This window comes from Methylobacterium ajmalii (assembly GCF_036448855.1).
In the GTDB taxonomy this organism is placed as follows: Bacteria; Pseudomonadota; Alphaproteobacteria; order Rhizobiales; family Beijerinckiaceae; genus Methylobacterium; species Methylobacterium ajmalii.
In genome coordinates this window covers 1-23,574 of the sequence record NZ_JAZFXT010000005.1, presented here as the reverse complement: position 1 = coordinate 23,574, position 23,574 = coordinate 1, and the positions used below count along the sequence as shown (strand labels likewise).

The window sequence follows — 23,574 nt, the reverse complement described above, 5'->3', positions numbered from 1 at the left end:
AATGACCGAAATTTTCGGGTCATTGAGACGCCTGTACGCCCTCTCCCGGGTGCCGACCGGCCCGTTGCGGTAGCAGGACGATGAGCGCCACGATGAAGGCCGCAATCACGGCGGAAGCGAGCGGCCGGCTCAGGTTCAGCCCGCCGTTGGCGACCGGCTTGTCAAGGAAATCGCCCACCGTGGCCCCGAGCGGGCGGGTCAGGATGAACGCCGCCCAGAAGAGCGTGACGCGCGAAACCGAGGTTCGGTAGTACAGGGCGATGACGACCGCGAGCGCCGCCGCGAAGACGAGGGCGCCGCCCTCGTAGCCGAGGCCGCCGGTGTCTGCGAGCCAGTCGCCGAGCGCGGTGCCCAACGTCTGCGAGAAGGTGATCGCCCCCCAATAGAACGCTTCGACCCGCGGGGTCGAAACCGTGTCCACCGACACGGTGCCCTCGGTCGCGTACCAAAGCCCGAGCACGGCCGCGAGGCAGGCGAGGAGCAGGGTCGACCCGCCGGTGTATCCGATGCCGAGCGACCGGTCGGCGAAGTCCGCCATCGTCGTACCGAAGGTGGTCGAGGCGACGATCGTGGACCAGTACAGGACTGGGTGGAACCGCTTCGCCATGACCTGTGCGACCACGAGGCCGACCAGCACCAGGGCGAATAGGACGGTCCCGGCGGAGTAACCCCAGGCGAGGGTCATGGTGACGGTGTCGCCGCCGGTCTCGCCGAGCGTGGTGGCCAGGATCTTGATGACCCAGAAGCTGAGCGTGACCTCGGGTACCTTGCTCAAGGCGCGTTCACGGACGTCGTTCATCGGGTTGGATCCTTGGGCTGGAGGTGGGCCTCAAGCGGCATCGGACCCGACCGCATGGCGACCGGCCCGCTGCGGTACGAGGAGCACGAGCGCCACCATGGCGAGCGCGAGCACGCCGGAGATCGTGATGTCGTCGATGCCCAGGCCGCCCGATGCAGCGGGCTTGTCGAGCGAGTTGGCGAGGGTGGCGCCGAGCGGCCGCGTCAGGACGAACGCCGTCCAGAACAGCATCGGCCTGGAAACGCGCGTTCGCAGGTAGAGGGCCGTGACCACGGCCAGCGCGACGAGGATGAGGAGTGCACTCCCGTTGTACCCGAGCCCGCTGCTGTCGGCCATCCAGTCGCCCAACGCGGTGCCGAGCGTCTGGGAGAACATGACCGTGGCCCAGTAGAAACCTTCGGCCTGCGGGGATCGCACCGTCTCGACGGCGACCGTGCCGAGCGTGCGCTTCCACAGGATCAGGGTCGCGACGACCGATCCGAGCAACACCAGGGACCCGCCCGCGTAGCCGATGCTGAGGGACCGGTCGCAGAAGTCGGCGAGGGTCGTGCCTGCGAGCGTCGTCGCGGTGACCACGGCCCAGTACAGGAGCGGCTGGAAGCGGTCCGCCCGGACCTGTGCGGCGAGCAGCACCGCCAGGGCGGCCCCGAAGATCGCCGTGCCGGCGAGATAGCCGAGGCCGAGCGTCAACGTGACGGCGTTGCCGCCGACCTCGCCCAGGGTCGTGGCCACGATCTTGATGGCCCAGAACCCGGCGGTGGCTTCAGGCACCTTGGCGGATTCGACGTGTCCGGGTCGCTGGGTCGGTTGCATCGGGCTGCCGTGGGAAAGCGAGGGCTGGCTCAGGCGGTGTGGGTCTGGTCTATGATGGCGAGCAGGTCGTCGACCGCGCGACGGCAAGCGGCCGGATCGGGGTTCGACGCCCGCAGCGCGTCGAGGGCGCGGTCGATGGCCTTGTCCACGACGTGCCAGTCGGCGGCGGCTCGCGGCTTCAGGCCGGCCTCGGACGCGTCCCAGGACAGTTCCAGGTCCTTGATGCGCGTCTTGGCGGCGGCGAGGTCGCCCCGGTCGGTCATCGCCTTCACGTCGACGACGATGGCCCGGAACTTGGAGAGGTCGCCGAGCTTCGAGGCCGCCATCGCCGTGGGCGTCGCTCCGACCGCGGCGTCCTGCATCGCCAGCAGGCCCAGGGGGGCGGCCGCGGCACCGATGACCGTCGCGGCGATGGCGGCGAGGAGGAGGTTTCGCATGGTCGTTCGCTCCGTGTCGTGCGGCGTTGGTAGGACTGGAGGATGGGGATGCGGGAGGCGGCGGACGGTCAGGCCCGCCGCTGTCCGGCCGGCTCGCCAGGGCGTCCTGAGACGAGGCTCAGGGACGTCACCAGGGCGACGATGACGGCGAAGAAGGCGAGGCTGGTGGAGGCCGTGCCGAAGCCGAGGCCGCCGTATTCCCGTGCCTGCGACAGCAGATCGCCCAGCGATGCGCCGAGGGGGCGCGTGACGATATAGGCGAGCCAGAAGGTCGTCACCGGGTTCGCGCCGAGGCGCCAGGCGAGGGCGAGGGCGGCCAGGATCGTGCCGAAGATGACGACGCCGAGATTGAAGCCGAGCCCCAGCGCCTCCGTGGCCAGGTCGCCCGCGGCCGTGCCGAGCGCGAAGGTCAGGAGGATGGCGAGCCAGTAGAACGCCTCGCGGCGCCGGGTCACGATGGCGTGGATCGAGAGCGTCCGCTCGGTCGCGTACCAGAGGGCGAACACGGCGGCGAGGGCGGCCGCGAACACGCCGGTGCTGACGAAGAGGCTCACGCCGAGCTTGTCGGTCAGGATGTCGGTTACCTGCGTGCCGACCACGCTGACGAGGACGACGGTCGACCAATAGGTCCAGGGCACGTAGCGCCGCTCGCGCACCTGCAGGGCGAGGACGGCCGCGAGGAGGCCGGCCGTGAGGGTGGCGGTGACGGCGGCACCCAGGCCGACATTCACCGCGAGGTAGTCCGCGCCGGTCTCGCCGACGGTCGTGGATAGTATCTTGATGACCCAGAAGGCCGCGGTGACCTCCGGTACCTTGTTCAAGACCTGGCGCTGGATCTCGCTCATCCCCGTCTCCCGTCCGTCATGGTCGGGCACGGTGATAGCGAGCCAGAATGAGGGCAGAATGAGCTTCGTCCGGAGGAGCAGCGGGCTCGGCCTCAGGCCGGCAGTCTGACGGTTGCGAGGGTCCCCTGCCCGTCACGTCGGTTTTCGACCGTCAGGCCGAGGTCGTTGCGCTCCGCGATGCGGCGGGCGATGGCGAGCCCGAGCCCCGTGCCTTCGACATCCGGTGGCGCGGCCCGGAAGAAGCGCTCGAACAGGCGGCCCTCGCTTCCCGGCGGCAGCCCGCAGCCGGTGTCCCGAACCGTGACGACGCACGCACCGTCCCGGTTCAGCAGACGGACGTCGACCTGGCCTCCCGACGGCGTGTAGCGCAGGGCGTTGTCGACCAGGTTGGCGAACAGGACGCGGACCTCGTCCTCCGACGCGTGAAGCGTCGCGGGTGTCTCGATATGCACGCCCAGGTCGATGTCCTTGCGCTGGGCGACCACGACGTGGTCGGCGACGCAATCGAGCAGGAGCTGGCCGAGGTCGACGGATGCAGGACGGGCCTCGGCACCGTCGTCGAGCCGGGCGAGACGGAGCAGTTGATCCACCAGCCGGTTCACCCTCCGGAGGCCGTCCGCCAGCGCCATACGCCGCTCATAGCTCCCGCCACCGGCCAGCCCGCCGAGGGAGTCGAGTTGGATCTGCATCGCGGCGAGCGGCGTACGCAGTTCGTGCGCGGCGTCGGCGACGAACCGCTTCTGGGCGGCGAGAGCGGCTTGTAGACGCAGGATGAGCCCGTTCATGGCCTCGACGAGAGGCGCCACCTCCGTCGGCACGCCGCGGGTCGGCAGGGGGCCTTGGGCGGCGGCACCGCGCCCGGCGAGGTCATGCACCAAGCCGTCGAGCCGCCCGAGCGCCCGGTTCATCGCCCAGCCGACGACGATCCAAGACAGCGGGACGAGGAGCAGCAGGGGGGCCACGGCACCAAGCGCCGCATTGCGTGCGAACTCCGCCCTCACGACGTCGCGCTGGGCGACCCGGACCGTCGTTGTGCCGTTGGCGGTCGTGTAGGTGCGCCAGAGCTCGCCGCCCATGACGACGTTCGCGTATCCCGTGCGGCCGGGGTGGCGGACGTCGACGCCGCGGTCGTCGCGCAGGACCTGCCCGTCCTTCCAGATGGTGACGGCGAGTTGGTCCTCCGGGTCCTGGTCGGCGGCGGGCGGCGCGTCCGCGTCCGTTAGCCCGGGACCGGCGTTGAGAGCGACTTGCCGCAACTGCCCGTCGAGGAAATCGGCCGCCTCGATCCGCGCGAGGGCATAAGCCGCGACCATCGCGGCCAAGCCGATTCCGGCAAGCAGGGCGGTCATCCAGCCGAGCGTCGTGCGGCGCAGGGAGGCGGCCCTCATGGCTTGGGCACCATCCAGCCTGCGCCGCGGACGTTGAGGATCACGCCCTTGCCGACCTTGCGGCGGACCGTGAGGATCAAGGCGTCCACCGCGTTGCTCTCGACCTCCTCGCCCCACCCGTAGATGCGTTCCTCGATCTGCGCCCGAGAGAGGATGCGCCCCGGTCGCTCCATGAGCGCGTGCATGAGGGCGTATTCGCGCGCCGACAGGACCGCGATGGTCCCGGCGTGGGATAGCACATGGCTCTCCGTGTCGAGTTCGGTCTCGGCGGCCACGAGCCGCGCGCTCGCCCGCCCGGCCCGACGGCGCAGGATGGCCCGCATCCGGGCGAGCAGCTCGCGAGTCTCGAACGGCTTCACCAGGTAGTCGTCCGCCCCGAGGTCGAGGCCTGCGACGCGGCTTTCGAGGCCGTCCCGCGCCGTGATGATGAGCACCGACGTGTCGATCCCGGCCGCCCGGGCGGAGCGGAGGACCCGCAGGCCGTCCCCGCCAGGCAGGCCGAGGTCGAGCAGCGCGAGCGCGTGGCCGCCGTTGAGCAAGGCGGTCTCGGCCTCGGCGCCGTCGCGGACCCAATCGACGGAATAGCCCTCGGCCGAGAGGCCGTTCGACAGCCCTTCGCCGATCATCCGGTCGTCCTCGATCAACAGCACGCGCATCGGTCGGTCCGTCCGGTTTCGAGCCCTCGCCCTGGACTGCGCCGCGACGCATCCCTTCCCGCCGGCTTCATCCTCGATAGGCGACGAGCACGGCCCCGGCGGCGATGAGGGCGACGCCGAGCCAATTCGGCGGAGATAGACGTTCTCCGAGGAAGACAACCCCGAAGACGGCCACCAGCACGACGCTGAGCTTGTCGACCGGGGCCACGCGGCTGGCCTCGCCGAGCTTGAGGGCGCGGAAGTAGCAGATCCATGAGCCGCCGGTGGCGAGGCCCGAGAGCACCAGGAACACGTAGGTCCTGGCCGAGACCGACCCGACCGGTACCCACTGGCCCGTGCCGACCAGGATGGCGCCGAGGGCGCAGAGTATGACGACCGTGCGGATGAAGGTGGCGAAGTCGGAATTGACGTTCTCGATGCCGACCTTGGCGAAGATCGCGGTCAACGCCGCGAAGGCGGCAGAAAGCAGCGCCCACAGCTGCCAGGATCCGAGCAACGTTCTCATGCCGTGTTCCCCTCGATGCGGACCTGCCGCGACGCAATCCTCACGGCCCCCGACAGACCATCGGATGAGGGATGTCCGGCACCCGACGCCCCCCCTGAGCGTCGCCGTTCCAACGCTCGCCGTGTGGTTCCTAATTCGCCCTGGACAGCCATTGCCGATGCAGGTCGTCGATGACGAAAGCATGCTCGTGCCGGCCCTGACCGATCCCCCGCACGTGGGGGTGGGACGGGTCGAGGTCCGCGTGGGCATGTGCGACGACGTCCGGGTCGGATGCAGGCCAAAGCATGGCCGCCGCCGCGACGCCCGCGACGGTCAGGGCGCCGAGTGCCGCCAGGGTCGCGGGCATCCCGACGGCGGCGCCGAGGCAGCCCGCCAGCGGGTAAGTGAGGAGCCACGACGCGTGCGAGAGCGCGAACTGGGCGGCGGAGTAGCCGATCCGAAGGACGAGCCAGGTCCCGAGCAGTACCGGCCAGCCGATGGCCCCGTACCAGGTCAGGGCAGCGACCCCGACGAGGACGACTCCGAGGAAGGCCGCGGACGGCAGCATCACACCCCTGTCGGACAGGCGGTCCAGGACCCGCGGTAGGACCAGGGCGGCGGCCATCGAGCCCGCGCCGAAGGGTCCAAGGGCAAGGGCGACGTCGTGCTGGGGGCGTCCGAGCAGGGCCTGGACGATTACCACGGTATTGACGATGACCATGGCGCCGGCCGCCGCGACGGCGAAATTCAGGGCGAGCAACCCGCGCAGGCGCGGTGTCGCCAGGAAGATCCGCCATGCCCAGTTGGCACTCGATACGGAGACGCCTAAGCCTCAGTGACGGGCCGGGCACCGAGCACAGAAAAGGCGACAGGCGCGTCAGGTCCGCGGGACCTCTGCTCTCCGTCACCAACACTCGATAACTGATAAATGGTCTCATCGGATTTCAACCAAGAGATCTACGCAAATCTTGGACGAATGCCTTCGCGAGCGCCGGCGCCTCGGCCACCACCTCTTCGTAGAACTTGGTCCCCACGGGGCTTGCCTGGGAATAATCCGGGGGCAACTCACCGATTGTCGCCGCGATCTCTGCGAAAACCTCTTCCCATTCAGGTGCTGAAAGTTTTTGCATGAGAAGGGTCATCATGGCGATGGTCGATGTTCTCAGAACCGCAAGCATCGCCGTTGTCGTTACGGCAAAATGGTGCGCTTGTAGATCATTCATCGAAAACACCTTGCATAGTCAAGCATCATTACTCAGGAGTCACTTCATGAGGTGCTTGAAGTATTGGAGAAACAATACGGCCAGAGGCAATCCGATACAGATCGCTATCATCATTCGATCCGCGGCTTTGCGGACGTATGGCCTGACCCGTCGCTTGCGCCGAGGATTTGGCGCCCACTCGGTCTGCAGCCGCGCCGATTTCTTGCTCATGCCGGATGCTCGCCGTCACACGGGCAGGCGCGCGGCCTCGGCCGAAAGCGCCTCGTCCTCGACCTGGACGGTGACGTGCTCGATGCCGTGTCGCTCCTTCACCAGACGCCGGACCGCGCGGATGACGTTGGGTCCGGCGGCGACGTCGTCCATGACTACGTGGCCGCTCATCGCGTCGAAGCCGGAGGTCAGCGTCCAGGCATGAAGGTCGTAGGCGCGCCGCACGCCAGGCATCGCCTCGATCTCCGTTCGTAGCGCGGCAAGATCGACACCCGGAGGCGTTCCCTCCAGCAGGATGTGAAGCGCCTCGCTCAACAGGCGCCAGGTGCGCGGCACGATGAACAGGCCGATGCCGGCGCCGACCAGCGGATCGACCCATCGCCAGCCCGTCGCCATCACCACGAGGGCCGCGGCGATGACGCCGACCGAACCCAGCATGTCGGAGAAGACCTCGAAGTAGGCGCCCTTGACGTTGAGGCTTTCCGACGATCCTCCCGCGAGGAGCCTCATGCTGGCGAGGTTCACCCCGAGGCCGACGAACGCGACCAGCATCATCGGCCAGCCGAGTATCTCGGTCGGCTCGAAGAAGCGCCGGTAGGCCTCGTACAGGATGTAGGCCGTCACCCCGAGCAGCACGACGGCGTTGGCGAGGGCCGCCAGGATCTCGAAGCGCATGTAGCCGAAGCTCTTGCCCGGCGACGGCGCCTTGGCCGCGTAGTGGATGGCGAGCAGCGACAGCGCGAGGCCCCCGGCATCCGTGACCATGTGGGCGGCATCGGCCAGCAGCGCGAGGCTGCCGGTGAGCAGGCCGCCGACGACCTCCGCGGCCATGTAGGTCAGCGTCAGGGCGAGCGCCCAGGCGAGGCGCCCCTTGTTCCTGCCCGCCGCCGAGCCCGCGGGTATGCCGCCGCCGTGCGAATGCCCGTGGCCGCCGCCGTGCGCGTGTCCGTGTCCCATGTCGCTCCCAGTCTTTCGTTGCCGTCCCGGACCGGCCGCCTCAGGGGCCGGAGGAGCCGATGAGCTCGGCCACGTGCGCGCCGGCGGGGTGTCCGGTCGCGGCGAGGTGGGCGGCCGAGCAGGCCGCGTAGCCGGGACCGAACGCCGCCATGACGAGCTCGTGCCGCCCGTCCGGAGCCTCGCGGCTGGCCAGGAGAGCCCGACCGCCGGGCCAGAGCTCGGAATCGGCCGATGGCCCCGGGGTCGGCTCGCCGTAGCGGCGCACCCCTTCGTCGTGGATGGCGCGGCGCACGCGCGCGAGTTCCTCGCCCGCCAGGGGGAGCCCCACCCAGACGACCTCCTGCAGGCCCTCCTCGCGGCAGACCACCAGCACGACCTCGGCCGTTGCCGACCCGACGGCCGGCCGCCAGCCACGCGGGTAGTACAGCGCGGTCAGGTTGGCCTCGCGGTCGGCCTTGAGCGGGCGCGGCACGTCGGCGACGGGCCCCCACGCGAGGCCGAACGGAGCCTCGCCGACGCCTCCGTCCGCGCCCGGAGCCGCACCCGTCAGCGCGAGGAAGGCGAAAGGAGCCGCCAACCAGGTCGGGACGCGTCGCATCTCGTCTACTCCGCCGCCTTGAGGTGTCGTGGCCCCGGCTCCCGCGGCCGCTCCGCGACCTTCGGGACGACAACCTTGCCGAACCGGGCGTACAGGGCCGGCAGCACGATCAGGGTCAGCAGGGTGGCGCTGATCAGGCCACCGATGACCACGGTGGCGAGCGGCCGCTGGATCTCGGCGCCGGTCTCGGTGGCGATGGCCATGGGCACGAAGCCGAGCGAGGCGACCAGCGCCGTCATCGCCACCGGCCGCAACCGGGTCATGGCGCCCTCCAGGATGGCCTCGCGCTTCGGCCGGCCCTCCGCCACGAGCTGCTTGATGAAGGTCAGCATGACGAGGCCGTTGAGGACCGCAACGCCCGAGAGCGCGATGAACCCGACCGCCGCCGGTACCGAGACCGGCATGCCGCGCAGCCAAAGCGCGAAGATGCCCCCGGTGAGGGCAAGCGGCACCGCGCTGAACACCAGCAGCGCGTCCCGCGGCGAGCCCAGGGCCGAGTACAGCAACAGGAAGATCAGGAAGAAGCAGACCGGTACCACCACCATCAGCCGCCGCTTGGCCGAGGCGAGGTTCTCGAACTGCCCGCCCCAGGTGAGGTAGGAACCTGGCGGCAGCTGCACCTGGCTTCCAACCTTCGCCTGCGCCTCCGCGACGAGCGAGCCGATGTCCCGCCCGCGCACGTTGGCCGTGACCACGACCCGCCGCTTGCCGTTCTCGCGCGAGATCTGGTTCGGTCCCTCGGTGACCGAAAAGCTCGCCACCTGCTTGAGCAGGACCGAGCTCGCCCGGCCGTTCGGGCCAGCCGGCAGCGGCACCGGGATGTTCTCCAGGGCCTCCCGGTCCTCGCGGACCTTGTCGGTCAGGCGCACGACGATGGGGAAGCGACGGTCGCCCTCGAACACGACGCCGGCGTCCCGTCCCCCGATGGCCGCGCCGATGACCTCCTGGATCGCCCCGGTGCTCAGGCCGTAGCGCGCCGCCTCGGCCTTGTTGATCTTGATCTCCAGGAACGGCAGGCCCGCCGTCTGCTCGACCTTGACGTCCTCGGCGCCGTCGATGCCCTTCAGGACCGCCGCGACCTGGTTGGCCGCCTTCAGCATCGGCTCGAACTCGTCGCCGAACACCTTCACGGCGAGGTCGCCCCGGGTGCCGGCGAGCAGCTCGTTGAAGCGTAGCTGGATCGGCTGGGAGAGCTCGTAGACGTTGCCGGCGAGCGCCCCGACCGCCTTCTCGATCTGCTCCTGCAACTCGGCCTTGGACAGGCTCGGCTCGGGCCACTCCTCCTGGGGTTTCAGGATGACGAAGGTGTCTGAGGAGTTCGGCGGCATCGGGTCGGAGGCGACCTCAGCGGTGCCGGTCTTCGAGAAGACGTAGGCCACCTGCGGGAACTTCGAGACCACCTTCTCGACCTTGAGCTGCATCGCCTGCGACTGGGTGAGGGAGGTCGATGGGATTCGGGTGGCGTTGAGGGCGATGCTCTTCTCGTCGAGCTGCGGGATGAACTCGGTCCCGAGGCGGGTGAACAGGATGCCCGCCCCGACGAGCAGCAGGAGCGCCGCGCCGACGAAGACGAACGGCGCCCGGACCGCCGCGACGAGCACCGGGCGGTAAGCGGCCTTGAGCGCCCGGATGATGAGGTTGTCCTTCTCCATGACCTTGCCGGTGATGACGATGGCGATGAGCGCCGGCACGAAGGTCAGCGACAGCACGAAGGCCGCCACGAGCGCGATGATCACGGTCAGCGCCATCGGCTCGAACATCTTGCCCTCGACCCCCGTGAAGGTCAGGAGCGGGACGTAGACCAGGATGATGATCGCCTGCCCGTAGAGCGACGGCTTGATCATCTCCTCGGCCGAGGCGCGGACCGTCTGGAGGCGCTCCTCGGTGTCGAGCCCCCTGCCCAGCTCCTGCTGCTTCTCTGCGAGGTGGCGCAGGGCGTTCTCGGTGATGATCACCGCCCCGTCGACGATCAGCCCAAAATCGAGGGCGCCGAGGCTCATCAGGTTGGCCGAGATCTTCGCCTCGACCATGCCGGTCATGGTCATCAGCATGGCGACCGGGATGACCAGGGCCGTGATGATGGCGGCCCGGATGTTGCCGAGCAGCAGGAACAGGATGACGATGACGAGAGCCGCGCCCTCGGACAGGTTCTTAACCACCGTCTTCACGGTCGCCTCGACGAGCCGGGTCCGGTCGAGGACGGTCTGGACCTCGACGCCGGGCGGCAGGCTCTTGCGGATCTGTTCCATGCGCGCGTCGACCGCGGCCGCCACCGTGCGGCTGTTCTCGCCGATCAGCATCAGGGCGGTGCCGACGACGACCTCCTGGCCGTCCTCGCTGCCCGAGCCCGTGCGCAGGTCGCGCCCGATGCGGACCTCGGCGATGTCCTTGATCCGCACCGGCACGCCGCCCCGGGTGGCGACGACCACGTCGCCGATCTCGTCCATGCTCTCCAGGCGGCCGGCGGCGCGCACGACGTAGCCCTCCCCGTTGTCCTCCAGGTAGCGGGCGCCCTGGTTGGCGTTGTTGGCCTCCAGCGCCCGGGCGACGTCCGAGAAGGACAGATCGAGGGACGCGAGCCGCGTCGGGTCGGGCTGGACGTGGTACTGCTTCTCGAAGCCGCCGATGCCGTCGACCCCGGCCACGCCGGGCACGGTCTTGACCAGGGGGCGGATGATCCAGTCCTGGACGGTGCGCAGGTAGGCGGTCTGCTCCAGCTCGGTCTTCAGGCGCTGGCCCTCGGGGGTCAGGTAGCTGCCATCGGGCTGCCAGCCGGGCTTGCCCGCCTTCGAGACCGTGCGCTCGCCGGGCTTCGCGTAATGGATCGACCACATGTAGATCTCGCCCAGCCCGGTCGAGATCGGCCCCATGCTGGGCTCGGTGCCGGGCGGCAGGTCCCGCCTCACCTGCGCGAGGCGCTCGGCGACCTGCTGGCGGGCGAAGTAGATGTCGAGCTTCTCCGCGAAGACCGCGGTGACCTGCGAGAAGCCGTTGCGCGAGAGCGAGCGGGTGTATTCGAGCCCCTTGATGCCCGCGAGCGCGGTCTCGACCGGGTAGGTGACCTGCTTCTCGATGTCGACGGGCGAGAGCGACGGCGCCGTCGTGTTGATCTGCACCTGGTTGTTGGTGATGTCGGGCACCGCGTCTATCGGCAGCTTGGTGACCGAGTAGCCGCCGAAGCCGGCGGCCAGCAGCGATAGGAGCAGAACCAGCCAGCGCTGGTGCACGGAGAAGTCGAGGATGCGGCTGATCATGTCGGGCTTCCTCAATGGTCGTGGTCGGCTTCGCTCTTCCCGAGCTCGGCCTTGAGGAGGAAGGTGTTGGCCACCGCGATGGTCTCGCCGGGCTTGAGGCCCGAGACGACCTCGAAGCCGTCGTCGTCGGAGCGCCCGAGCTCGACCTCGCGCTTCTCGAAGCCCTCGTCCGTGCGCACGAAGACGACGCGCTTACCCTCGACGGTCTGGAGCGCCGACTTGGCGACCCGCACCGGCACTTGGTCCGTCGCGGTCTCGACCTCGGCGGTGACGTAGGTGCCGGGCCTCCAGGCCATGTCCTTGTTGGGCAGCGAGACCACGACCCTGGCGGACCGGGTGTCGGCGTTCAGCAGCGGGCTGACGAACACCACCTTGCCCTGCTCGCTGCGGCCGCCGCGGTTCACGGTGACCCGCGCGCCCTCCCGGACCTCGGCGAGGTCGGAGGTGGGGACCGCGAGCTCGATCCAGACGGTCGAGAGGTCGGCGACGGTGTAGACGTCGGCCGGGTCGCCCTCCTTGCCCACCGCCGTGCCGACATCGACCTTGCGCTCCACGATGCGGCCGGCGATGGGCGCCCGCAGCTCGTACTGGCGCAGCGTCGAGGCGTTCGGCGTCGCCTCGTCGCGTTTCTGCGCGGCGGCGACCTCGGCGGCGTTCAGGCCCAGCGCCGAGAGCTTCTGGCGGGCGAGGTCGACGCGCAGCTGGTTCTCCTGGAACACGGCCTTGGCGTTGTCGAACGCCGCCTGGGATGCCGCCGCCGACGCCAAGAGTTTCTGCTGGCGCTCGAAGTTGATCTTCTGGAGGTCGGACTGGACCATCGCGGTGAGGTACTCGCTCTTGGCGTCGGCGACTTCCCGGCTGTCGAGGAGGGCGACCACCTCGCCCTTCCTGACGTCGTCGCCCAGGCGCTTGCGCATCTCGGACACCGTGCCGACGACGCGGGCGGGGACGCGGGCGATCCGGTCGGTGTCGGGCGTGATGGTGCCGGGCACCAGGACGTGTCGCGAGAGCGTCCCGCCCTCGGCCTTGGCGACGCCGATGTCCTGCCCCTCGACCTGCTCGGCCGTCATCTTGACGTGGCCTTCCTCGCCCTCCGCCTCGGAATGCTCGTGCTCGCCGTGAGCGTGGGCTCCCTCGGCCTTCGGCGCGGCGGCCTTGCCGTGGCCGTGGCGGTCGCCTTCGGCATGGTCGGCCTCGTCCTTCGGCGCCTTCCCGCCAGGGGGCGGGCCGGCGGCGAAGGTGAGGATGGCCGGCGGCAGCCCGGCCGATGTCAGGAGGCCGCGGACGAACGCGGATACGGCGGGGACGGCGGCGCCGACAACGATGCCGGCGGCCACGAGGACCGCGGTGATGAGGATGCGCATGAGACCTGCTCGGCCGGGATCGGGCGCCGTTCGGACGGACGCGGCAGTCCCGCTTCTGTGGCGTGAGGAGTGGCCCGGAGCGCGGGCTCCGGGTTCGGGACGCGCCTCTGCGGCGTCACCTCAGGCGCGGGGGGGCCTCGGCAGGCGGTCCGGCGAGACGGAGGAAACCGTCTGGCTCAGGTGCGCATAGGCCAGCCGGGCGACCCCGAAGACCGGCTCCGAGAAGTCCGCCACGGCGGGTGCCGCCTGGTGGCAGCCACAATGGAGGTGGCAGGCCATGCCGGGGTCGGTCGCGCCGGTGTCGGGCGCGGCCTTAATGCTCGCGATCTCCGTGACGTGCCTGCCGCCGCCATCATGGTACGCGACGTCGGCGGCGAGGCCGGCGGCGGGCGCGACGAGGGACAGGGCGAGGGCGAGCGCGAGCAGGCGTGCGGCGAACGCCCACCATCCCCGTGCCGCCCACCTGCGGCTATGCCCGCGTCCTGAACCCATCTCCGGCCTTATGCGCGATTTATCCCGGATCGGACAAGGCATCGTCCTGGCCTCTTCAACCCGGTCTGAACAGATTTTGTGGCCGCCATGCAAGGTCAGCCGCGGTCACGACGCGAAAGCGGCCAAGCCGTTTCTCGCTCGGCCGAGACGAATACCGGGCGAGGAAAATCCGGGAGCGGTTTCGCCGGGGCCCGCATTCCCGGCCGACCACGAAACATGGAGATCCTTGGATGAAGATCATGTTCGCCGCCGCCGCCGCGGCCGCCCTGGCCCTCGCGCCAATCGATGCGCTCGCCCAGCACGTGGACGTCGGCCCCGGCGGGGTTGGGGTTCACGGCGACGGCCACCGCCGCGATGTCGACCATACGCACACCACCGTCAAGGAGCACCATCGCGACCGGCCGGTCGTGCACGAACATCATGACGACCATCACGAGAAGACCGTCGTGGAAGAGCACCGCCACTGAGCGCCTGACATCGCGACGGGGCCGGGCCGGGGGGCGGCGACGTCCGGCCCGGCCCCTCGCGTTTCGAGGACGTCGGCGAACCTGGGGTGACGGCTTCCTGAACGACGGTCTCAGAACCTGTTCAACGGCCGCCGCGCAAACCGCTGCAATAGGAATCCCCGGAGGAGACAGCGATGCGACGGCACCTTGCAGGCTTGATGGCGGCGGCCATCCTCCTCGCGCCGGCCGCGGCCTCGGCCCAGTATTACGAGCGCGGCTACGGCTACGGTGAGCGGCGGCCGCACGACCATGTCGATGTCTACCGCCACGGCAACCATGACGACGTCGTGGTCCGGCACCATCACCCGCGCCGCGAGGATTACGGGCCGGGTCGGTTCGAACGGCATCATCACCATCACGACTTCGACGACTGAGGTCGCCGCCCGGCGTCGGGAAGAGGTCGCCCGCACCGGCTCGCGCCGGTGCGGGCGCATCACGACGCGCGAGGGGTCGGCGCATCGTGAACGACGTGCCGGGCAGGCTCGGCGAGCGCGTAGCCGATCCCTGCGGCCAGGAGCGCGAAGACGACGAGCAGGGGCAGCATCCGCATGTCCGCGCCTCCCGCCCCCGCGGCCTGCCCGGCGAGCTCACTTCTTGCCGGGCTTGTCGTGGCTGTGCCCGTGGGCATGCCCGTCGTTGTCCGAATGCGCCGGCTTGCCGTCGGGCCGCTTCTCACGGGCCTCGCTGACGCGCGGGTCGTCGCGATGGGCCGGGCCGCCCGACACGCCACCGGTGTTCGGGACGGCGCGCTCGGGGTTCGAGGCATTGCCGTGGCCGTCCACGGCGAAGGCGGACCCCGTGGCCGCGGCCAGCATCCCGGCGGCGAGGACGGCGGCGAGCGTGCACTTCATCTGTCGGTCTCCTGTTCGGCGCCGACCGCGTCGGCCGCTTCGAAGACCGAGATAGCCAAGCCGTTTGTCTTCGGGACGCCGCGTTCGTGACGAAGTGTGTCAGCCGCCGCGCCCAGCCCGGGGCACGCGGATCTCGGCCCGCAATCCGCCCTCCGGCCTCGTGGTCAGGATGAGCGTGCCTCCCTCCGCTTCCACGGCCCGCCGCGCGATGGTCAGGCCGAGTCCGGTCCCGCCGGTGTTTCGGTTGCGCGACCCCTCCAGGCGGGTGAAGGGCTCGAAGGCGCGGGCGACGTCGCATGCTGGGATGCCGGGCCCGTCGTCGTCGATGCGCATGACCAGCGCTGTCTCCTCGGCCGCCAGGGCGATGCGCACCCGCGCGCCGTAGCGCACGCCGTTGTCGACGAGGTTCTCCACCGCCCGCCGGAAGGCGACCGGGCGCACCGTCGCCAGGGCCCGGCCGGGTCCTCCGTATGCGACCACCCGGCCGGCATCCGCGGAGGCGTCGGCGACCCCCATCAGGATGCTCGCGACGTTGGTGACCTGCCGCGGCTCCGGGTCGGCGTCGCCCCCCAGGTAGGCCAGCGTCGCGTCGACCATTGCCTGCATGTCGTCGAGGTCGGAGGCCATGGCGCGGCGCCCGGCCGGGTCCTCTACGTGGTCGAGGCGCAGGCGGAGCCGGGCGATGGGCGTTCGTAGGTCGTGGGACACGGCGGCGAGCGCCTGCGTCCGCTCGCCGACCAGTCGGTGGATGCGCTCCTGCATCGCGTTGAGGGCACGGCCGATACCTCGGGTCTCGTCGGGACCGATCTCGGGAACCCTGACGGGGGCGCCGTGGCCGATCCGTCCGGTCGCCCGGGTCAGCTCCCGCAAGGGGCCGGCGATCCGATGCATCAAGACGACCGCAGCCACCCCGACGAGGATGGCCATGGCGGTGGCGAGCGAGGCCCAGGGCGCGACGGGGACGAGGCTCGGGGCGTGCGCGGACCGGAAGGTCAGCGCGCTCCCGTCCGGGAGCGGGATGATCCCGCGCAGGTCCTGCCGGTGGAGCGGCTCGTCCGGCGCCTCCAGGTTCAGGACGAGCCCCGCCCCTAGGACCGGTTCGAGGGCGAGGAGGCGGTCGCGCAGGTCCTGGAGCGCGGGATCGGTCGCCCCCGGGGGGCGAGCCGGCGCTGGGGCGTCCCAGCCGATCTCGAAATGGTTCGACGAGAGGGCCTCGGCCTCGTCGGCCCGCTCCTCCGGCGGGCGCCGCGACACGGCCTCGCGCGCGATGACGAGTTGGCGGGCGACCTCGGTGGCGAAGGCCTCGTCGGCGGCGGCCGCCGCCGAGAGGCGGTAGATCGCCAGCGCGCCGCCATGGACGAGGAGCACGGCCAGGAGCAGGACGACGACGGTGCGCCCCTCCAGGCTGCGGGCGAGGCCGAGGACGCCCCTCATGTCCGCTCGACCTTGGCGGCCAGCATGTAGCCGGTGCCCCGCACCGTCTTGATGACGGGGGCCGTCCCCGCGGGCGGTTCGAGCTTGCGCCGCAGCCGGCTGACCAGCGTGTCGACGCTGCGGTCCGACGGCGCGGCGAGCCGCCCGCGGCCCATCTCCAGGATCTGCTCGCGGCCGAGCACCCGGCCCGGGTGTTCCAGGAACACCAGCAGCAGGTCGTGCTCGGCGCCCGACAGGTCGACGGCGGCGCCTTCGGGATCGGTCAGGGCGCGGCTGCGCAGGTCGAGCCGCCAGCCGGCGAAGGCGAGGGATTCCGGCCGCGACGCCGCGCTCGGCACCGGCGCGAGGGTCGACCGGCGGAGCACCGCCCGGATGCGGGCGAGGAGTTCCGGGCGCCCGAACGGCTTGGCGACGTAGTCGTCGGCGCCCAGTTCCAGGCCGAGGACCCGGTCCGCCTCCTCGTTGCGGGCGCTCAGCATGATGACCGGGACGGTGCCCTTCGCCCGCAATGCCCTGAGCAGGTCGAACCCGGACGCGCCCGGCAGCATGACGTCCAGGAGAATGAGGTCGACCGGCGTGTCGGGCAGGAGCGACCACATCTCGGCGCCGCCGCGGCAGCCCGTGACCCGGAAGCCGCTCTCCCGCAGGATGCGGCCGACGAGCACGCGCATGCCGTCGTCGTCCTCGACGAGGAGGATGTGGGCCTCGTCCGGGAGGGACTTGGTTTCGCCCGCGGCAAGCATTCCGGATCCAGCCTAGCCGATCATCCCGTCGAGCAGGAGCAGCAGCAGGAAGCCCGCGAAGAACATCGCCGTCACCCAGGGCCGGTCCTCGGTCTCGTGCGCCTCGACGAGGAGTTCCTCGGTCACGAGGTACAGCAAGGCGATCAGGCCGAAGGAGAGGAAGCCGGCCTGGACGGCGGCGGGCAGCGAGCCGACGGGCCCGCCGAGCAGGGCTCCGAGCGGGAGCAGCAGCACGAGGGCCGCCGTCAGGCCGACCACCTTGCCCTTCGACGCGCCGCCCTCGCCGAGCTCGTTCGCCACGGTCAGGCCCAGGAACAGCACCTCGATGGTCAGCGCGACGGTGAGCAGGATGCCGGCCTTCGCCCCGGCCGCGAAGGCGATGCCGAGGACGAGGCCGTCCACCAGTATGTCGATGCCGGTGACCGACATCAGCCCGGCCGGCCCCTTCACCCGCTTCTCCAGGATGCGGACGAGGAGCATCGCGGCGACGCCGAGCGCGCCCCCGACCAGCATGGCCCAGGGCGATCCGGCATGCTTGAGGTCGGGCAGGATCTCGCCCGCGGCCGCCGCGAAGACGACGCCCGCGGCGAAGTGCTGGATGGCGCTGACCAGGACGGGGCCCGGCCGCAGGTTGACCGCCACCGCCGCGCCGACGACGGCGGCCGCGGCGGGGATCAGGGTATAGGACCAGGCTTGCATGCCGCGCTCAGACCACGTGGTCCGGAGCCAGGGCGCAGGCGGTGGCCCCGCTCGTCTCCACCTGGAGGGTCGTGTGGCCGATGCCGAACCGCTCCCTGATGCCGGTGGCCGCCGCCATCAGGAAGGCGTCGTCCGGACGGCCGCCGGGCATGAGGAGGTGCGCCGTGAGGCAGGTTTCCGTGGTGCTCATCGCCCAGATGTGCAGGTCGTGCAGGGCCGCGACGCCGGGCAGCCCTTCGAGGTGGCGGCGGACGGCGACCGGGTCGATACCCGGCGGGACGGCGGCGAGGGACAGCGTCAGGCTGTCTCGCAGGAGCCCCCAGGTGCTCCAGACGATGACGGCCACGATGGCGAGGCTCACCACCGGATCGAGCCACGTCCATCCGGTGTAGAGGATCACGAGGCCGGCGATGACCACCCCGGCCGAGACGGCGGCGTCGGCCGCCATGTGCAGGAACGCCCCTCGGATGTTGATGTCGCCTTTGGCCCCGGAGGCGAACAGCCAGGCGGTGATGCCGTTCACGAGGATGCCGATTGCGGCCACGACCATCACGGTCTTGCCGGCGACCGGGACGGGCTCGCCGAACCTCTGGATCGCCTCCCACGCGATGGCGCCGACGGCGACCAGCAGGAACACGGCGTTGAACAAGGCCGCCAGGATCGACGAGCCCTTCATCCCATAGGTAAAGCGCGCGCTCGGGGCCCGCTTGGCCAGCACGGTCGCGATCCAGGCCACGACGAGGCCGAGCACGTCCGAGAGGTTGTGGCCGGCATCGGCGAGAAGGGCCACCGAGTTCGCCAGGACCCCGTAGGTCGCCTCGACGGCCACGAAGCCGACGTTGAGCGCGATGCCGATGGCGAATGCCGTCCCGAAGCTTGCGGGGGCATGGCTGTGCCCTGGCCCATGGGAATGCCCGGCATGGTCGTGACCCGCCTCGCCGTCGTGGTCATGCGATCCGTGATCATGTCCTGCGCGTGCGTCGTGTGATGTCATGGTCGTCCCTGTATCCGTCTTGGTCTGTACGCGGATCGGTGCGCGCCTTATCCGGACGCCGCGGTTCGCGTCGTGACGGCGCCTTCGCGATACTCCGCCCAGGCCTGCCGCAGGATCTGCACCGACGAGGTCAGGAAGATGCCGGCCATCACCGCCGCGACGGCGAGGTCGGGCCAGGCCGACGCGGACCCCCAGACACCGAGCGCGGCCACCATCACCACGACGTTGCCGATGGCGTCGTTGCGCGAGCACAGCCAGACCGAGCGCACGTTGGCGTCGCCGTCCTTGTAGGGGCGCAGCAGCAGTACCGAGCCGAGGTTGGCTGCCAGGGCCATCAGCCCGATGACGCCCATGACCTCGGCCTTGGGCACCCCGAGCACCAGGACGTGGTAGGCAGTCGAGCCGAAGACCCAGACCGCCATCACGCTTAGGGACAGCCCCTTGGCGAGCGCCGCCGTGGCCCGAGCCCTGAGGGACGCTCCGATGACCGCGAGGCTCAGGCCGTAGGTGACCGTGTCGCCCAGGAAGTCGAGGGCGTCGGCCTGTAGCGCCTGCGAGCCGGCGAGGTGCCCGGCGGCCATCTCGGTCAGGAACATGGCGCCGTTGACGGCGATGACCGTCCACAGCACGCGCTTGTAGCGCAGGTCGACCCCGTCGAAGACCGGCACGCCGCCCGAGCAGGCGCAGGTGCCTCCGGCGTCGCCGTTGGCGTCGGACCGGGCCGGTTCCACGTCCGGTGAGTGGGGTGCCTGGTGCGCCTTGTGGTCGTGGCCCGTGCCGCAGCAGTGGTCGGCCATGGTCCCTCCTTCTGGAAACATCGGAAGCTCCTACTTCCTCTAGCGGCTAGAGGAGCAAGGCCGAGAATGGATTTCCCGATAGGCGAGCTGTCGCGGCGAGCCGGCGTGCTGGTCCCGACCGTGCGCTACTACGAGCAGGTGGGTTTGCTGCCGCCGGCGCCGCGGACGGATGGCGGCCGCCGCCGCTATGGGCAGGCGGACGTCGAGCGGCTGGCCTTCATCCGGCACGCACGCGAGCTTGGATTCGGGATAGAGGCCATACGGGAGTTGTTGGCGCTCGTCGCGCAGCCTGACCGCCCGTGTGCCGAGGTGGATGGGATCGCCCGGCGCCACCTCGTCGGGGTCGAGCGCCGGATCGCGCGGCTCACCGCGCTGAAGGCCGAACTGTCGCGCATGATCGGGGAATGCGGCCATGGGCGCGTCGGCGAGTGTCGGGTCATCGAAGTGCTCTCGGACCACGGCCTTTGCGTCGACGACCGCCATTGACGGCTTGCCCTGGTGGGCCGCCTAGGTGTTTGATCCCGCGGTGTGGTGATACGGTTGACCATCATGCTGCGAGGGATGCGCTATGGGCCAAGTTCTCCACGGCAGCGCCCGCACGACGGAGGCGGTCCGTCGCGCGATCCAGCTACGTCAAGAGAGTGTGAGGGCCGCTGCCAGACGCTACGGCGTCAGCCCGACGACGATCCAGAAGTGGCGGGCGCGGCAGACGACGGCCGATGCCGCCATGGGGCCGAAAGAGCCGCGCTCGACGGTCCTGACCCCAGAGGAGGAGGCGGTCGTCGTGGCCTTCCGGCGCCATACCCTGTTGCCGCTGGACGACTGCCTCTACGGCCTCCAGCCCACGATCCCGCACCTGACCCGCTCGTCGTTGCATCGCTGTCTGGAGAGGCACGGCATCAGCCGCCTGCCAGAGATGGAAGGTGACAAGCCCAAGAAGAAGCGCTTTGCCGAGTACGCCATCGGCTACATGCACATCGACATTGCAGAGGTCAGGACAGAACAGGGCAAGCTCTACCTGTTCGTGGCCATCGACCGAACCTCGAAGCTGGCCTTCGCTAAGCTGGAGGCGGAGGCCAATCGGTACACAGCATCCGACTTCCTCCGCGCACTGGTCGCGTTCGTGCCGTACAAGATCCACACGGTGCTGACCGACAACGGGGTGCAGTTCTGCCATGCCCCGCGCAACCGCTCAGGCCCGACAGCCCTCTACAGCCGGCACATGTTCGATCGCGTCTGCCACGAGCACGGCATCGAGCATCGCCTGACCAAGCCCAACCATCCCTGGACCAACGGTCAGGTCGAGCGGATGAACCGCACCATCAAGGACGCGACCGTCAAGCGCTACCATTACGAGACCCACGAACAGCTCCGCGTGCACCTGCAGCTGTTCGTGGACGCCTACAACCATGCCCGTCGGCTGAAGACCCTGCGCGGGCTCACCCCCTACGAGCATGTGCTTCAGGCCTGGACGAAAGAGCCCGAACGTTTCAGGCTCGATCCGTCACACCACATCCCGGGACCATACACCTAGGCTCCCCGGGGCGCGAACAGGATTAGGCAGCTTCCCACCAGGCACACCAAACCGCCGATGACGTCCCATCGGTCGGGTCGGTGGCCCTCGAAGCCCCATAGCCAGAGGATGGCGGCGACGATTTAGATGCCGCCGTAGGCCGCGTAGGCGCGCCCCGCCGCCTCGGTCTCCACGAAGGTCAGCAGGTAGGCGAACAGCGCGAGCGAGGCCATGCCCGGGATGAGCCACCATGGGGACTTGTCGAGGCGCAGCCACGCCCAGGAGGCGAAGCAGCCGGCGATCTTGGCCAGGGCGGCCGCTGCAAAGGCGGGATAGGTGAACCTGGGTGCTTGTGCGCATGGCCCGTACGCGCCGCCAAACGGTGACAGCGGCAGGCGTCGCCAGTACTGGCCATCGCGCATCGGCCCGGTCTTTCGCCGGATCGGCCTCGGCGTGCGTGACCGCAATTTGGTGTACCCGACGCGGGAGCTCGCGCGCGACGGCAGTCTTCCGATAGGGCGTCATCTTCCGCCATGCGCGGATCTCCGGGACCGTGCGGCCGCAGCCGAGGCACCAGCCGGTACGCCCGTCCCACTGGCAAACCCCGGTGCAGGGGTCGTCCTTCCTCATGCTAGGGCCTCCCCGCCACGCGACGCATCGGTCGCTGGACACAGATAGGGTACCCCCCTATGTATTGCGAGGACGAGGACGCCATTCATGGCTCACACGATCAAGGACAGGACCAAGCTGCTGGCGCGGGTGCGCCGGATCAAGGGACAGACGGAGGCGGTCGAACGGGCCCTGGAGGCCGAGCACGGCTGCGCCGACGTGCTGATGCTGGTCGCCTCGATGCGCGGGGCGATCAACGGGCTGACCGCCGAGCTGATGGAAGACCACATCCGCCACCACGTCGTGAACCCGGACGCCGAGCCGGACGCCGAGCGCGCCCGGGGCGCCGCCGAGCTGATCGAGGTGGTGCGGACCTACCTCAAATGACGAGAGCCGCCCCATGACCCCGTTCGCCGACCTGCTGCAGCAGGGGACCGCGCATGCCTGGCTGTTCGTGCCGAGCGCCATCCTGCTCGGCGCCCTGCACGGCCTGGAGCCCGGCCATTCGAAGACGATGATGGCCGCCTTCATCATCGCGGTCCGGGGCACGGTCACGCAGGCGGTCCTGCTCGGGCTGGCGGCGACGCTCTCGCACACCGCGGTCGTCTGGGTGATCGCGCTGGGCGGACAGTATCTCGGCCAGGAATGGGGTGGCGAGACGGCCGAGCCGTACTTCCAGCTGGCGTCGGCGGTGCTCATCGTCGGCATCGCGCTCTGGATGGCGTGGCGGACCTGGCGCGAGCAGCACCACGGTCACCATCACCATGGCGAGCACCGGCACGTCGTGACCGGCGACGGCCGGTTGACGCTGGAGGTGTACGAGGACGGCGTGCCGCCGCGCTGGCGCCTCCGGGCCGGGACGGGTCCGCTGCCCGCGCCGGGTGCGGTCACCGTCGAGACGGTCCGTCCGGACGGCGGGCGGCAGACGTTCGCCTTCGCCGATGGGGGCGACTTCCTGGAGAGCCTGGAGGAGATCCCCGAGCCGCACGCCTTCACGGCGCGACTGCGCCTTGACGGGCCCGCGGGTGCGGAAACCCACGAGGTCGCGTTCGAGGAGCAGGATCACGACCACGGTCACATGAACCTGGGCGACGAGGACGACGCCCATGCCCGGGCGCATGCGGAGGACATCCGGCGACGCTTCGCCGGGCGTCAGGTGACGACTGGACAGATCGTGCTGTTCGGGCTGACCGGCGGCCTGATCCCGTGCCCGGCCGCCATCACCGTCCTGCTCCTGTGCATCCAGCTCAAGCAGTTCAGCCTCGGCTTCGCGCTGGTCGTCTGCTTCAGCATCGGCCTCGCGCTCACGATGGTCTCGGCCGGGGTGCTGGCTGCCCTCAGCGTCAAGCACGTCGCGTCGCGGTGGTCCGGATTCGGTGCCTTCGCCCGTCGGGCGCCCTACGCCTCGGCAGCCCTGATCGTGCTCGTCGGCCTCTACACCGGCTGGCTTGGCTGGCAGGGCATCCATCCCGACCCCGCGGCGCACGCGGCCGGGATCGTCCCATCGGTCAGCCCATCGTAAGCGCGGTCCCGGCGGGCTTGGTCGCCCCGGCGGTCCTCGCCGCGAAAGCCCACAGCCGTCGAGGCGCCGGTGCATCGGCGGATGTGGCCGAGATGGACGCGGCTGCCCGCTCGGAGCGAACCGGTCGAGCCTCCTGACGCGTGGGGCAAGCCGACGGACTCACCGGGCTGCCACCGCGAAGACCCGCATGGCGGGGTTCCGGCGGCGCGTGGCATCCACGGCCTCGTGACGGAAGCGCCCGACGAACATCCGGCTCGGTTCAACCCGGCCGGGCCGCGGGCCAGCGTTGGTGCAGGTCGTCGATGACGAAGGCGTGGGCATGCCGGCGCGTCCCGACGCCGTCCAGGTGCGGATGGCCGGGGTCGAGGTCGGGGTGCGCGTGCTCG

At 70.2% G+C, this 23,574-nt stretch carries 26 protein-coding genes and 2 pseudogenes; 6 read left to right on the top strand and 22 right to left on the bottom strand.

Features of this window, described 5'->3' with window-relative positions; genetic code table 11:
* Positions 1-19: 19 nt before the first annotated feature.
* The 14 genes from V3T34_RS01540 to V3T34_RS01475 all read right to left on the bottom strand — a co-directional run bounded on the left by V3T34_RS01540 (position 20) and on the right by V3T34_RS01475 (position 13,520).
* The gene (locus tag V3T34_RS01540) at positions 20-799 is read right to left on the bottom strand and encodes a COG4705 family protein (RefSeq protein ID WP_305078898.1); all 780 of its coding nucleotides are present in this window, start codon (positions 797-799) and stop codon (positions 20-22) included.
* A gap of 30 nt (positions 800-829) precedes the next feature.
* Complete coding sequence (locus V3T34_RS01535; protein ID WP_442919478.1) at positions 830-1,570, bottom strand: COG4705 family protein; 741 nt, start codon at positions 1,568-1,570, stop codon at positions 830-832.
* 71 nt (positions 1,571-1,641) lie between these two features.
* On the bottom strand, positions 1,642-2,049 hold the full coding sequence (locus tag V3T34_RS01530; RefSeq protein WP_305078896.1) for a histidine kinase: 408 nt from the start codon (positions 2,047-2,049) through the stop codon (positions 1,642-1,644).
* A 68-nt stretch (positions 2,050-2,117) separates the two neighbouring features.
* Entirely contained in the window at positions 2,118-2,894 is a 777-nt protein-coding gene (locus tag V3T34_RS01525) for a COG4705 family protein (protein ID WP_305078895.1), read from the bottom strand.
* Positions 2,895-2,986: 92 nt separating this feature from the next.
* Entirely contained in the window at positions 2,987-4,282 is a 1,296-nt protein-coding gene (locus V3T34_RS01520) for a sensor histidine kinase (protein WP_305078894.1), read from the bottom strand.
* The gene (locus tag V3T34_RS01515) at positions 4,279-4,938 is read right to left on the bottom strand and encodes a response regulator transcription factor (RefSeq protein ID WP_305078893.1); all 660 of its coding nucleotides are present in this window, start codon (positions 4,936-4,938) and stop codon (positions 4,279-4,281) included. Before V3T34_RS01515 ends, V3T34_RS01520 begins: the two co-directional genes overlap by 4 nt.
* Positions 4,939-5,005: 67 nt before the next feature.
* Positions 5,006-5,443: an EamA family transporter gene (locus tag V3T34_RS01510; RefSeq protein ID WP_007563925.1), complete on the bottom strand. Its 438-nt coding sequence runs from the start codon at positions 5,441-5,443 to the stop codon at positions 5,006-5,008.
* Between the two features lie 130 nt (positions 5,444-5,573).
* On the bottom strand, positions 5,574-6,182 hold the full coding sequence (locus tag V3T34_RS01505; RefSeq protein WP_305078892.1) for an MFS transporter: 609 nt from the start codon (positions 6,180-6,182) through the stop codon (positions 5,574-5,576).
* A gap of 184 nt (positions 6,183-6,366) precedes the next feature.
* Complete coding sequence (locus V3T34_RS01500; protein WP_305078891.1) at positions 6,367-6,645, bottom strand: hypothetical protein; 279 nt, start codon at positions 6,643-6,645, stop codon at positions 6,367-6,369.
* A gap of 225 nt (positions 6,646-6,870) precedes the next feature.
* On the bottom strand, positions 6,871-7,812 hold the full coding sequence (locus V3T34_RS01495) for a cation diffusion facilitator family transporter (RefSeq protein ID WP_305078890.1): 942 nt from the start codon (positions 7,810-7,812) through the stop codon (positions 6,871-6,873).
* Between the two features lie 40 nt (positions 7,813-7,852).
* Positions 7,853-8,410: a hypothetical protein gene (locus V3T34_RS01490; protein ID WP_007563933.1), complete on the bottom strand. Its 558-nt coding sequence runs from the start codon at positions 8,408-8,410 to the stop codon at positions 7,853-7,855.
* A gap of 5 nt (positions 8,411-8,415) precedes the next feature.
* A complete protein-coding gene (locus V3T34_RS01485) occupies positions 8,416-11,664 on the bottom strand; it encodes an efflux RND transporter permease subunit (protein ID WP_305078889.1) in 3,249 nt (1,082 codons plus the stop codon).
* A gap of 11 nt (positions 11,665-11,675) precedes the next feature.
* Entirely contained in the window at positions 11,676-13,028 is a 1,353-nt protein-coding gene (locus V3T34_RS01480; protein WP_305078888.1) for an efflux RND transporter periplasmic adaptor subunit, read from the bottom strand.
* A gap of 120 nt (positions 13,029-13,148) precedes the next feature.
* Positions 13,149-13,520 (bottom strand): hypothetical protein, encoded by a 372-nt coding sequence (locus V3T34_RS01475; protein ID WP_305078887.1) that lies wholly within the window; start codon positions 13,518-13,520, stop codon positions 13,149-13,151.
* 230 nt (positions 13,521-13,750) lie between these two features.
* Between V3T34_RS01475 and V3T34_RS01470 the strand changes: the two genes are divergently transcribed.
* Complete coding sequence (locus V3T34_RS01470; RefSeq protein ID WP_305078886.1) at positions 13,751-13,987, top strand: hypothetical protein; 237 nt, start codon at positions 13,751-13,753, stop codon at positions 13,985-13,987.
* Positions 13,988-14,160: 173 nt separating this feature from the next.
* Positions 14,161-14,400, top strand: a complete 240-nt coding sequence (locus V3T34_RS01465; protein ID WP_007563942.1) for a hypothetical protein — start codon at positions 14,161-14,163, stop codon at positions 14,398-14,400.
* A 213-nt stretch (positions 14,401-14,613) separates the two neighbouring features.
* Here the strand turns inward: V3T34_RS01465 and V3T34_RS01460 are convergent, their stop codons facing one another.
* From V3T34_RS01460 to V3T34_RS01435, 6 genes are all read right to left on the bottom strand, one after another.
* A complete protein-coding gene (locus V3T34_RS01460) occupies positions 14,614-14,877 on the bottom strand; it encodes a hypothetical protein (RefSeq protein ID WP_305078885.1) in 264 nt (87 codons plus the stop codon).
* A 99-nt stretch (positions 14,878-14,976) separates the two neighbouring features.
* Positions 14,977-16,311: an ATP-binding protein gene (locus tag V3T34_RS01455; RefSeq protein ID WP_305078884.1), complete on the bottom strand. Its 1,335-nt coding sequence runs from the start codon at positions 16,309-16,311 to the stop codon at positions 14,977-14,979.
* Positions 16,308-17,054, bottom strand: coding sequence for a response regulator transcription factor (locus V3T34_RS01450; RefSeq protein ID WP_305078883.1), 747 nt, complete (start codon positions 17,052-17,054; stop codon positions 16,308-16,310). Before V3T34_RS01450 ends, V3T34_RS01455 begins: the two co-directional genes overlap by 4 nt.
* Before the next feature lie 12 nt (positions 17,055-17,066).
* Positions 17,067-17,753: a ZIP family metal transporter gene (locus V3T34_RS01445; RefSeq protein WP_305078882.1), complete on the bottom strand. Its 687-nt coding sequence runs from the start codon at positions 17,751-17,753 to the stop codon at positions 17,067-17,069.
* 7 nt (positions 17,754-17,760) lie between these two features.
* The gene (locus V3T34_RS01440; RefSeq protein ID WP_305078881.1) at positions 17,761-18,747 is read right to left on the bottom strand and encodes a cation diffusion facilitator family transporter; all 987 of its coding nucleotides are present in this window, start codon (positions 18,745-18,747) and stop codon (positions 17,761-17,763) included.
* A 47-nt stretch (positions 18,748-18,794) separates the two neighbouring features.
* Positions 18,795-19,544, bottom strand: a complete 750-nt coding sequence (locus V3T34_RS01435) for a cation efflux transmembrane domain-containing protein (RefSeq protein WP_305078880.1) — start codon at positions 19,542-19,544, stop codon at positions 18,795-18,797.
* A 66-nt stretch (positions 19,545-19,610) separates the two neighbouring features.
* On the opposite strand from V3T34_RS01435, the gene V3T34_RS01430 reads away from it, so the two are divergent.
* Both V3T34_RS01430 and V3T34_RS01425 read left to right on the top strand, forming a co-directional pair.
* Positions 19,611-20,030, top strand: coding sequence for a MerR family transcriptional regulator (locus tag V3T34_RS01430; protein WP_060850460.1), 420 nt, complete (start codon positions 19,611-19,613; stop codon positions 20,028-20,030).
* A gap of 82 nt (positions 20,031-20,112) precedes the next feature.
* A complete protein-coding gene (locus tag V3T34_RS01425; RefSeq protein ID WP_305078879.1) occupies positions 20,113-21,078 on the top strand; it encodes an IS481 family transposase in 966 nt (321 codons plus the stop codon).
* Here V3T34_RS01425 and V3T34_RS01420 read toward each other — a convergent pair.
* Both V3T34_RS01420 and V3T34_RS01415 read right to left on the bottom strand, forming a co-directional pair.
* A pseudogene (locus tag V3T34_RS01420) lies at positions 21,075-21,446 on the bottom strand (YnfA family protein). The gene V3T34_RS01425 and the pseudogene V3T34_RS01420 sit on opposite strands and share 4 nt — an antisense overlap.
* A 100-nt stretch (positions 21,447-21,546) precedes the next feature.
* Positions 21,547-21,687: pseudogene (locus V3T34_RS01415) on the bottom strand (DUF1289 domain-containing protein); the annotation flags it as partial.
* A gap of 87 nt (positions 21,688-21,774) precedes the next feature.
* On the opposite strand from V3T34_RS01415, the gene V3T34_RS01410 reads away from it, so the two are divergent.
* Together V3T34_RS01410 and V3T34_RS01405 are read left to right on the top strand one after the other, a co-directional pair.
* Complete coding sequence (locus V3T34_RS01410) at positions 21,775-22,053, top strand: metal/formaldehyde-sensitive transcriptional repressor (protein ID WP_305078878.1); 279 nt, start codon at positions 21,775-21,777, stop codon at positions 22,051-22,053.
* Positions 22,054-22,066: 13 nt separating this feature from the next.
* Complete coding sequence (locus tag V3T34_RS01405; protein ID WP_305078877.1) at positions 22,067-23,188, top strand: nickel/cobalt efflux transporter; 1,122 nt, start codon at positions 22,067-22,069, stop codon at positions 23,186-23,188.
* The last annotated feature ends 386 nt before the right edge of the window (positions 23,189-23,574 follow it).

Coding starts and splice junctions, on each gene's coding strand:
- V3T34_RS01540 (WP_305078898.1), bottom strand. CDS start 799: ATGAACGACGTCCGTGAACGCGCCTTGAGCAAGGTACCCGAGGTCACG.
- V3T34_RS01530 (WP_305078896.1), bottom strand. CDS start 2,049: ATGCGAAACCTCCTCCTCGCCGCCATCGCCGCGACGGTCATCGGTGCC.
- V3T34_RS01525 (WP_305078895.1), bottom strand. CDS start 2,894: ATGAGCGAGATCCAGCGCCAGGTCTTGAACAAGGTACCGGAGGTCACC.
- V3T34_RS01520 (WP_305078894.1), bottom strand. CDS start 4,282: ATGAGGGCCGCCTCCCTGCGCCGCACGACGCTCGGCTGGATGACCGCC.
- V3T34_RS01515 (WP_305078893.1), bottom strand. CDS start 4,938: ATGCGCGTGCTGTTGATCGAGGACGACCGGATGATCGGCGAAGGGCTG.
- V3T34_RS01510 (WP_007563925.1), bottom strand. CDS start 5,443: ATGAGAACGTTGCTCGGATCCTGGCAGCTGTGGGCGCTGCTTTCTGCC.
- V3T34_RS01500 (WP_305078891.1), bottom strand. CDS start 6,645: ATGAATGATCTACAAGCGCACCATTTTGCCGTAACGACAACGGCGATG.
- V3T34_RS01495 (WP_305078890.1), bottom strand. CDS start 7,812: ATGGGACACGGACACGCGCACGGCGGCGGCCACGGGCATTCGCACGGC.
- V3T34_RS01490 (WP_007563933.1), bottom strand. CDS start 8,410: ATGCGACGCGTCCCGACCTGGTTGGCGGCTCCTTTCGCCTTCCTCGCG.
- V3T34_RS01485 (WP_305078889.1), bottom strand. CDS start 11,664: ATGATCAGCCGCATCCTCGACTTCTCCGTGCACCAGCGCTGGCTGGTT.
- V3T34_RS01480 (WP_305078888.1), bottom strand. CDS start 13,028: ATGCGCATCCTCATCACCGCGGTCCTCGTGGCCGCCGGCATCGTTGTC.
- V3T34_RS01475 (WP_305078887.1), bottom strand. CDS start 13,520: ATGGGTTCAGGACGCGGGCATAGCCGCAGGTGGGCGGCACGGGGATGG.
- V3T34_RS01470 (WP_305078886.1), top strand. CDS start 13,751: ATGAAGATCATGTTCGCCGCCGCCGCCGCGGCCGCCCTGGCCCTCGCG.
- V3T34_RS01465 (WP_007563942.1), top strand. CDS start 14,161: ATGCGACGGCACCTTGCAGGCTTGATGGCGGCGGCCATCCTCCTCGCG.
- V3T34_RS01460 (WP_305078885.1), bottom strand. CDS start 14,877: ATGAAGTGCACGCTCGCCGCCGTCCTCGCCGCCGGGATGCTGGCCGCG.
- V3T34_RS01455 (WP_305078884.1), bottom strand. CDS start 16,311: ATGAGGGGCGTCCTCGGCCTCGCCCGCAGCCTGGAGGGGCGCACCGTC.
- V3T34_RS01450 (WP_305078883.1), bottom strand. CDS start 17,054: ATGCTTGCCGCGGGCGAAACCAAGTCCCTCCCGGACGAGGCCCACATC.
- V3T34_RS01445 (WP_305078882.1), bottom strand. CDS start 17,753: ATGCAAGCCTGGTCCTATACCCTGATCCCCGCCGCGGCCGCCGTCGTC.
- V3T34_RS01440 (WP_305078881.1), bottom strand. CDS start 18,747: ATGACATCACACGACGCACGCGCAGGACATGATCACGGATCGCATGAC.
- V3T34_RS01435 (WP_305078880.1), bottom strand. CDS start 19,544: ATGGCCGACCACTGCTGCGGCACGGGCCACGACCACAAGGCGCACCAG.
- V3T34_RS01430 (WP_060850460.1), top strand. CDS start 19,611: ATGGATTTCCCGATAGGCGAGCTGTCGCGGCGAGCCGGCGTGCTGGTC.
- V3T34_RS01425 (WP_305078879.1), top strand. CDS start 20,113: ATGGGCCAAGTTCTCCACGGCAGCGCCCGCACGACGGAGGCGGTCCGT.
- V3T34_RS01410 (WP_305078878.1), top strand. CDS start 21,775: ATGGCTCACACGATCAAGGACAGGACCAAGCTGCTGGCGCGGGTGCGC.
- V3T34_RS01405 (WP_305078877.1), top strand. CDS start 22,067: ATGACCCCGTTCGCCGACCTGCTGCAGCAGGGGACCGCGCATGCCTGG.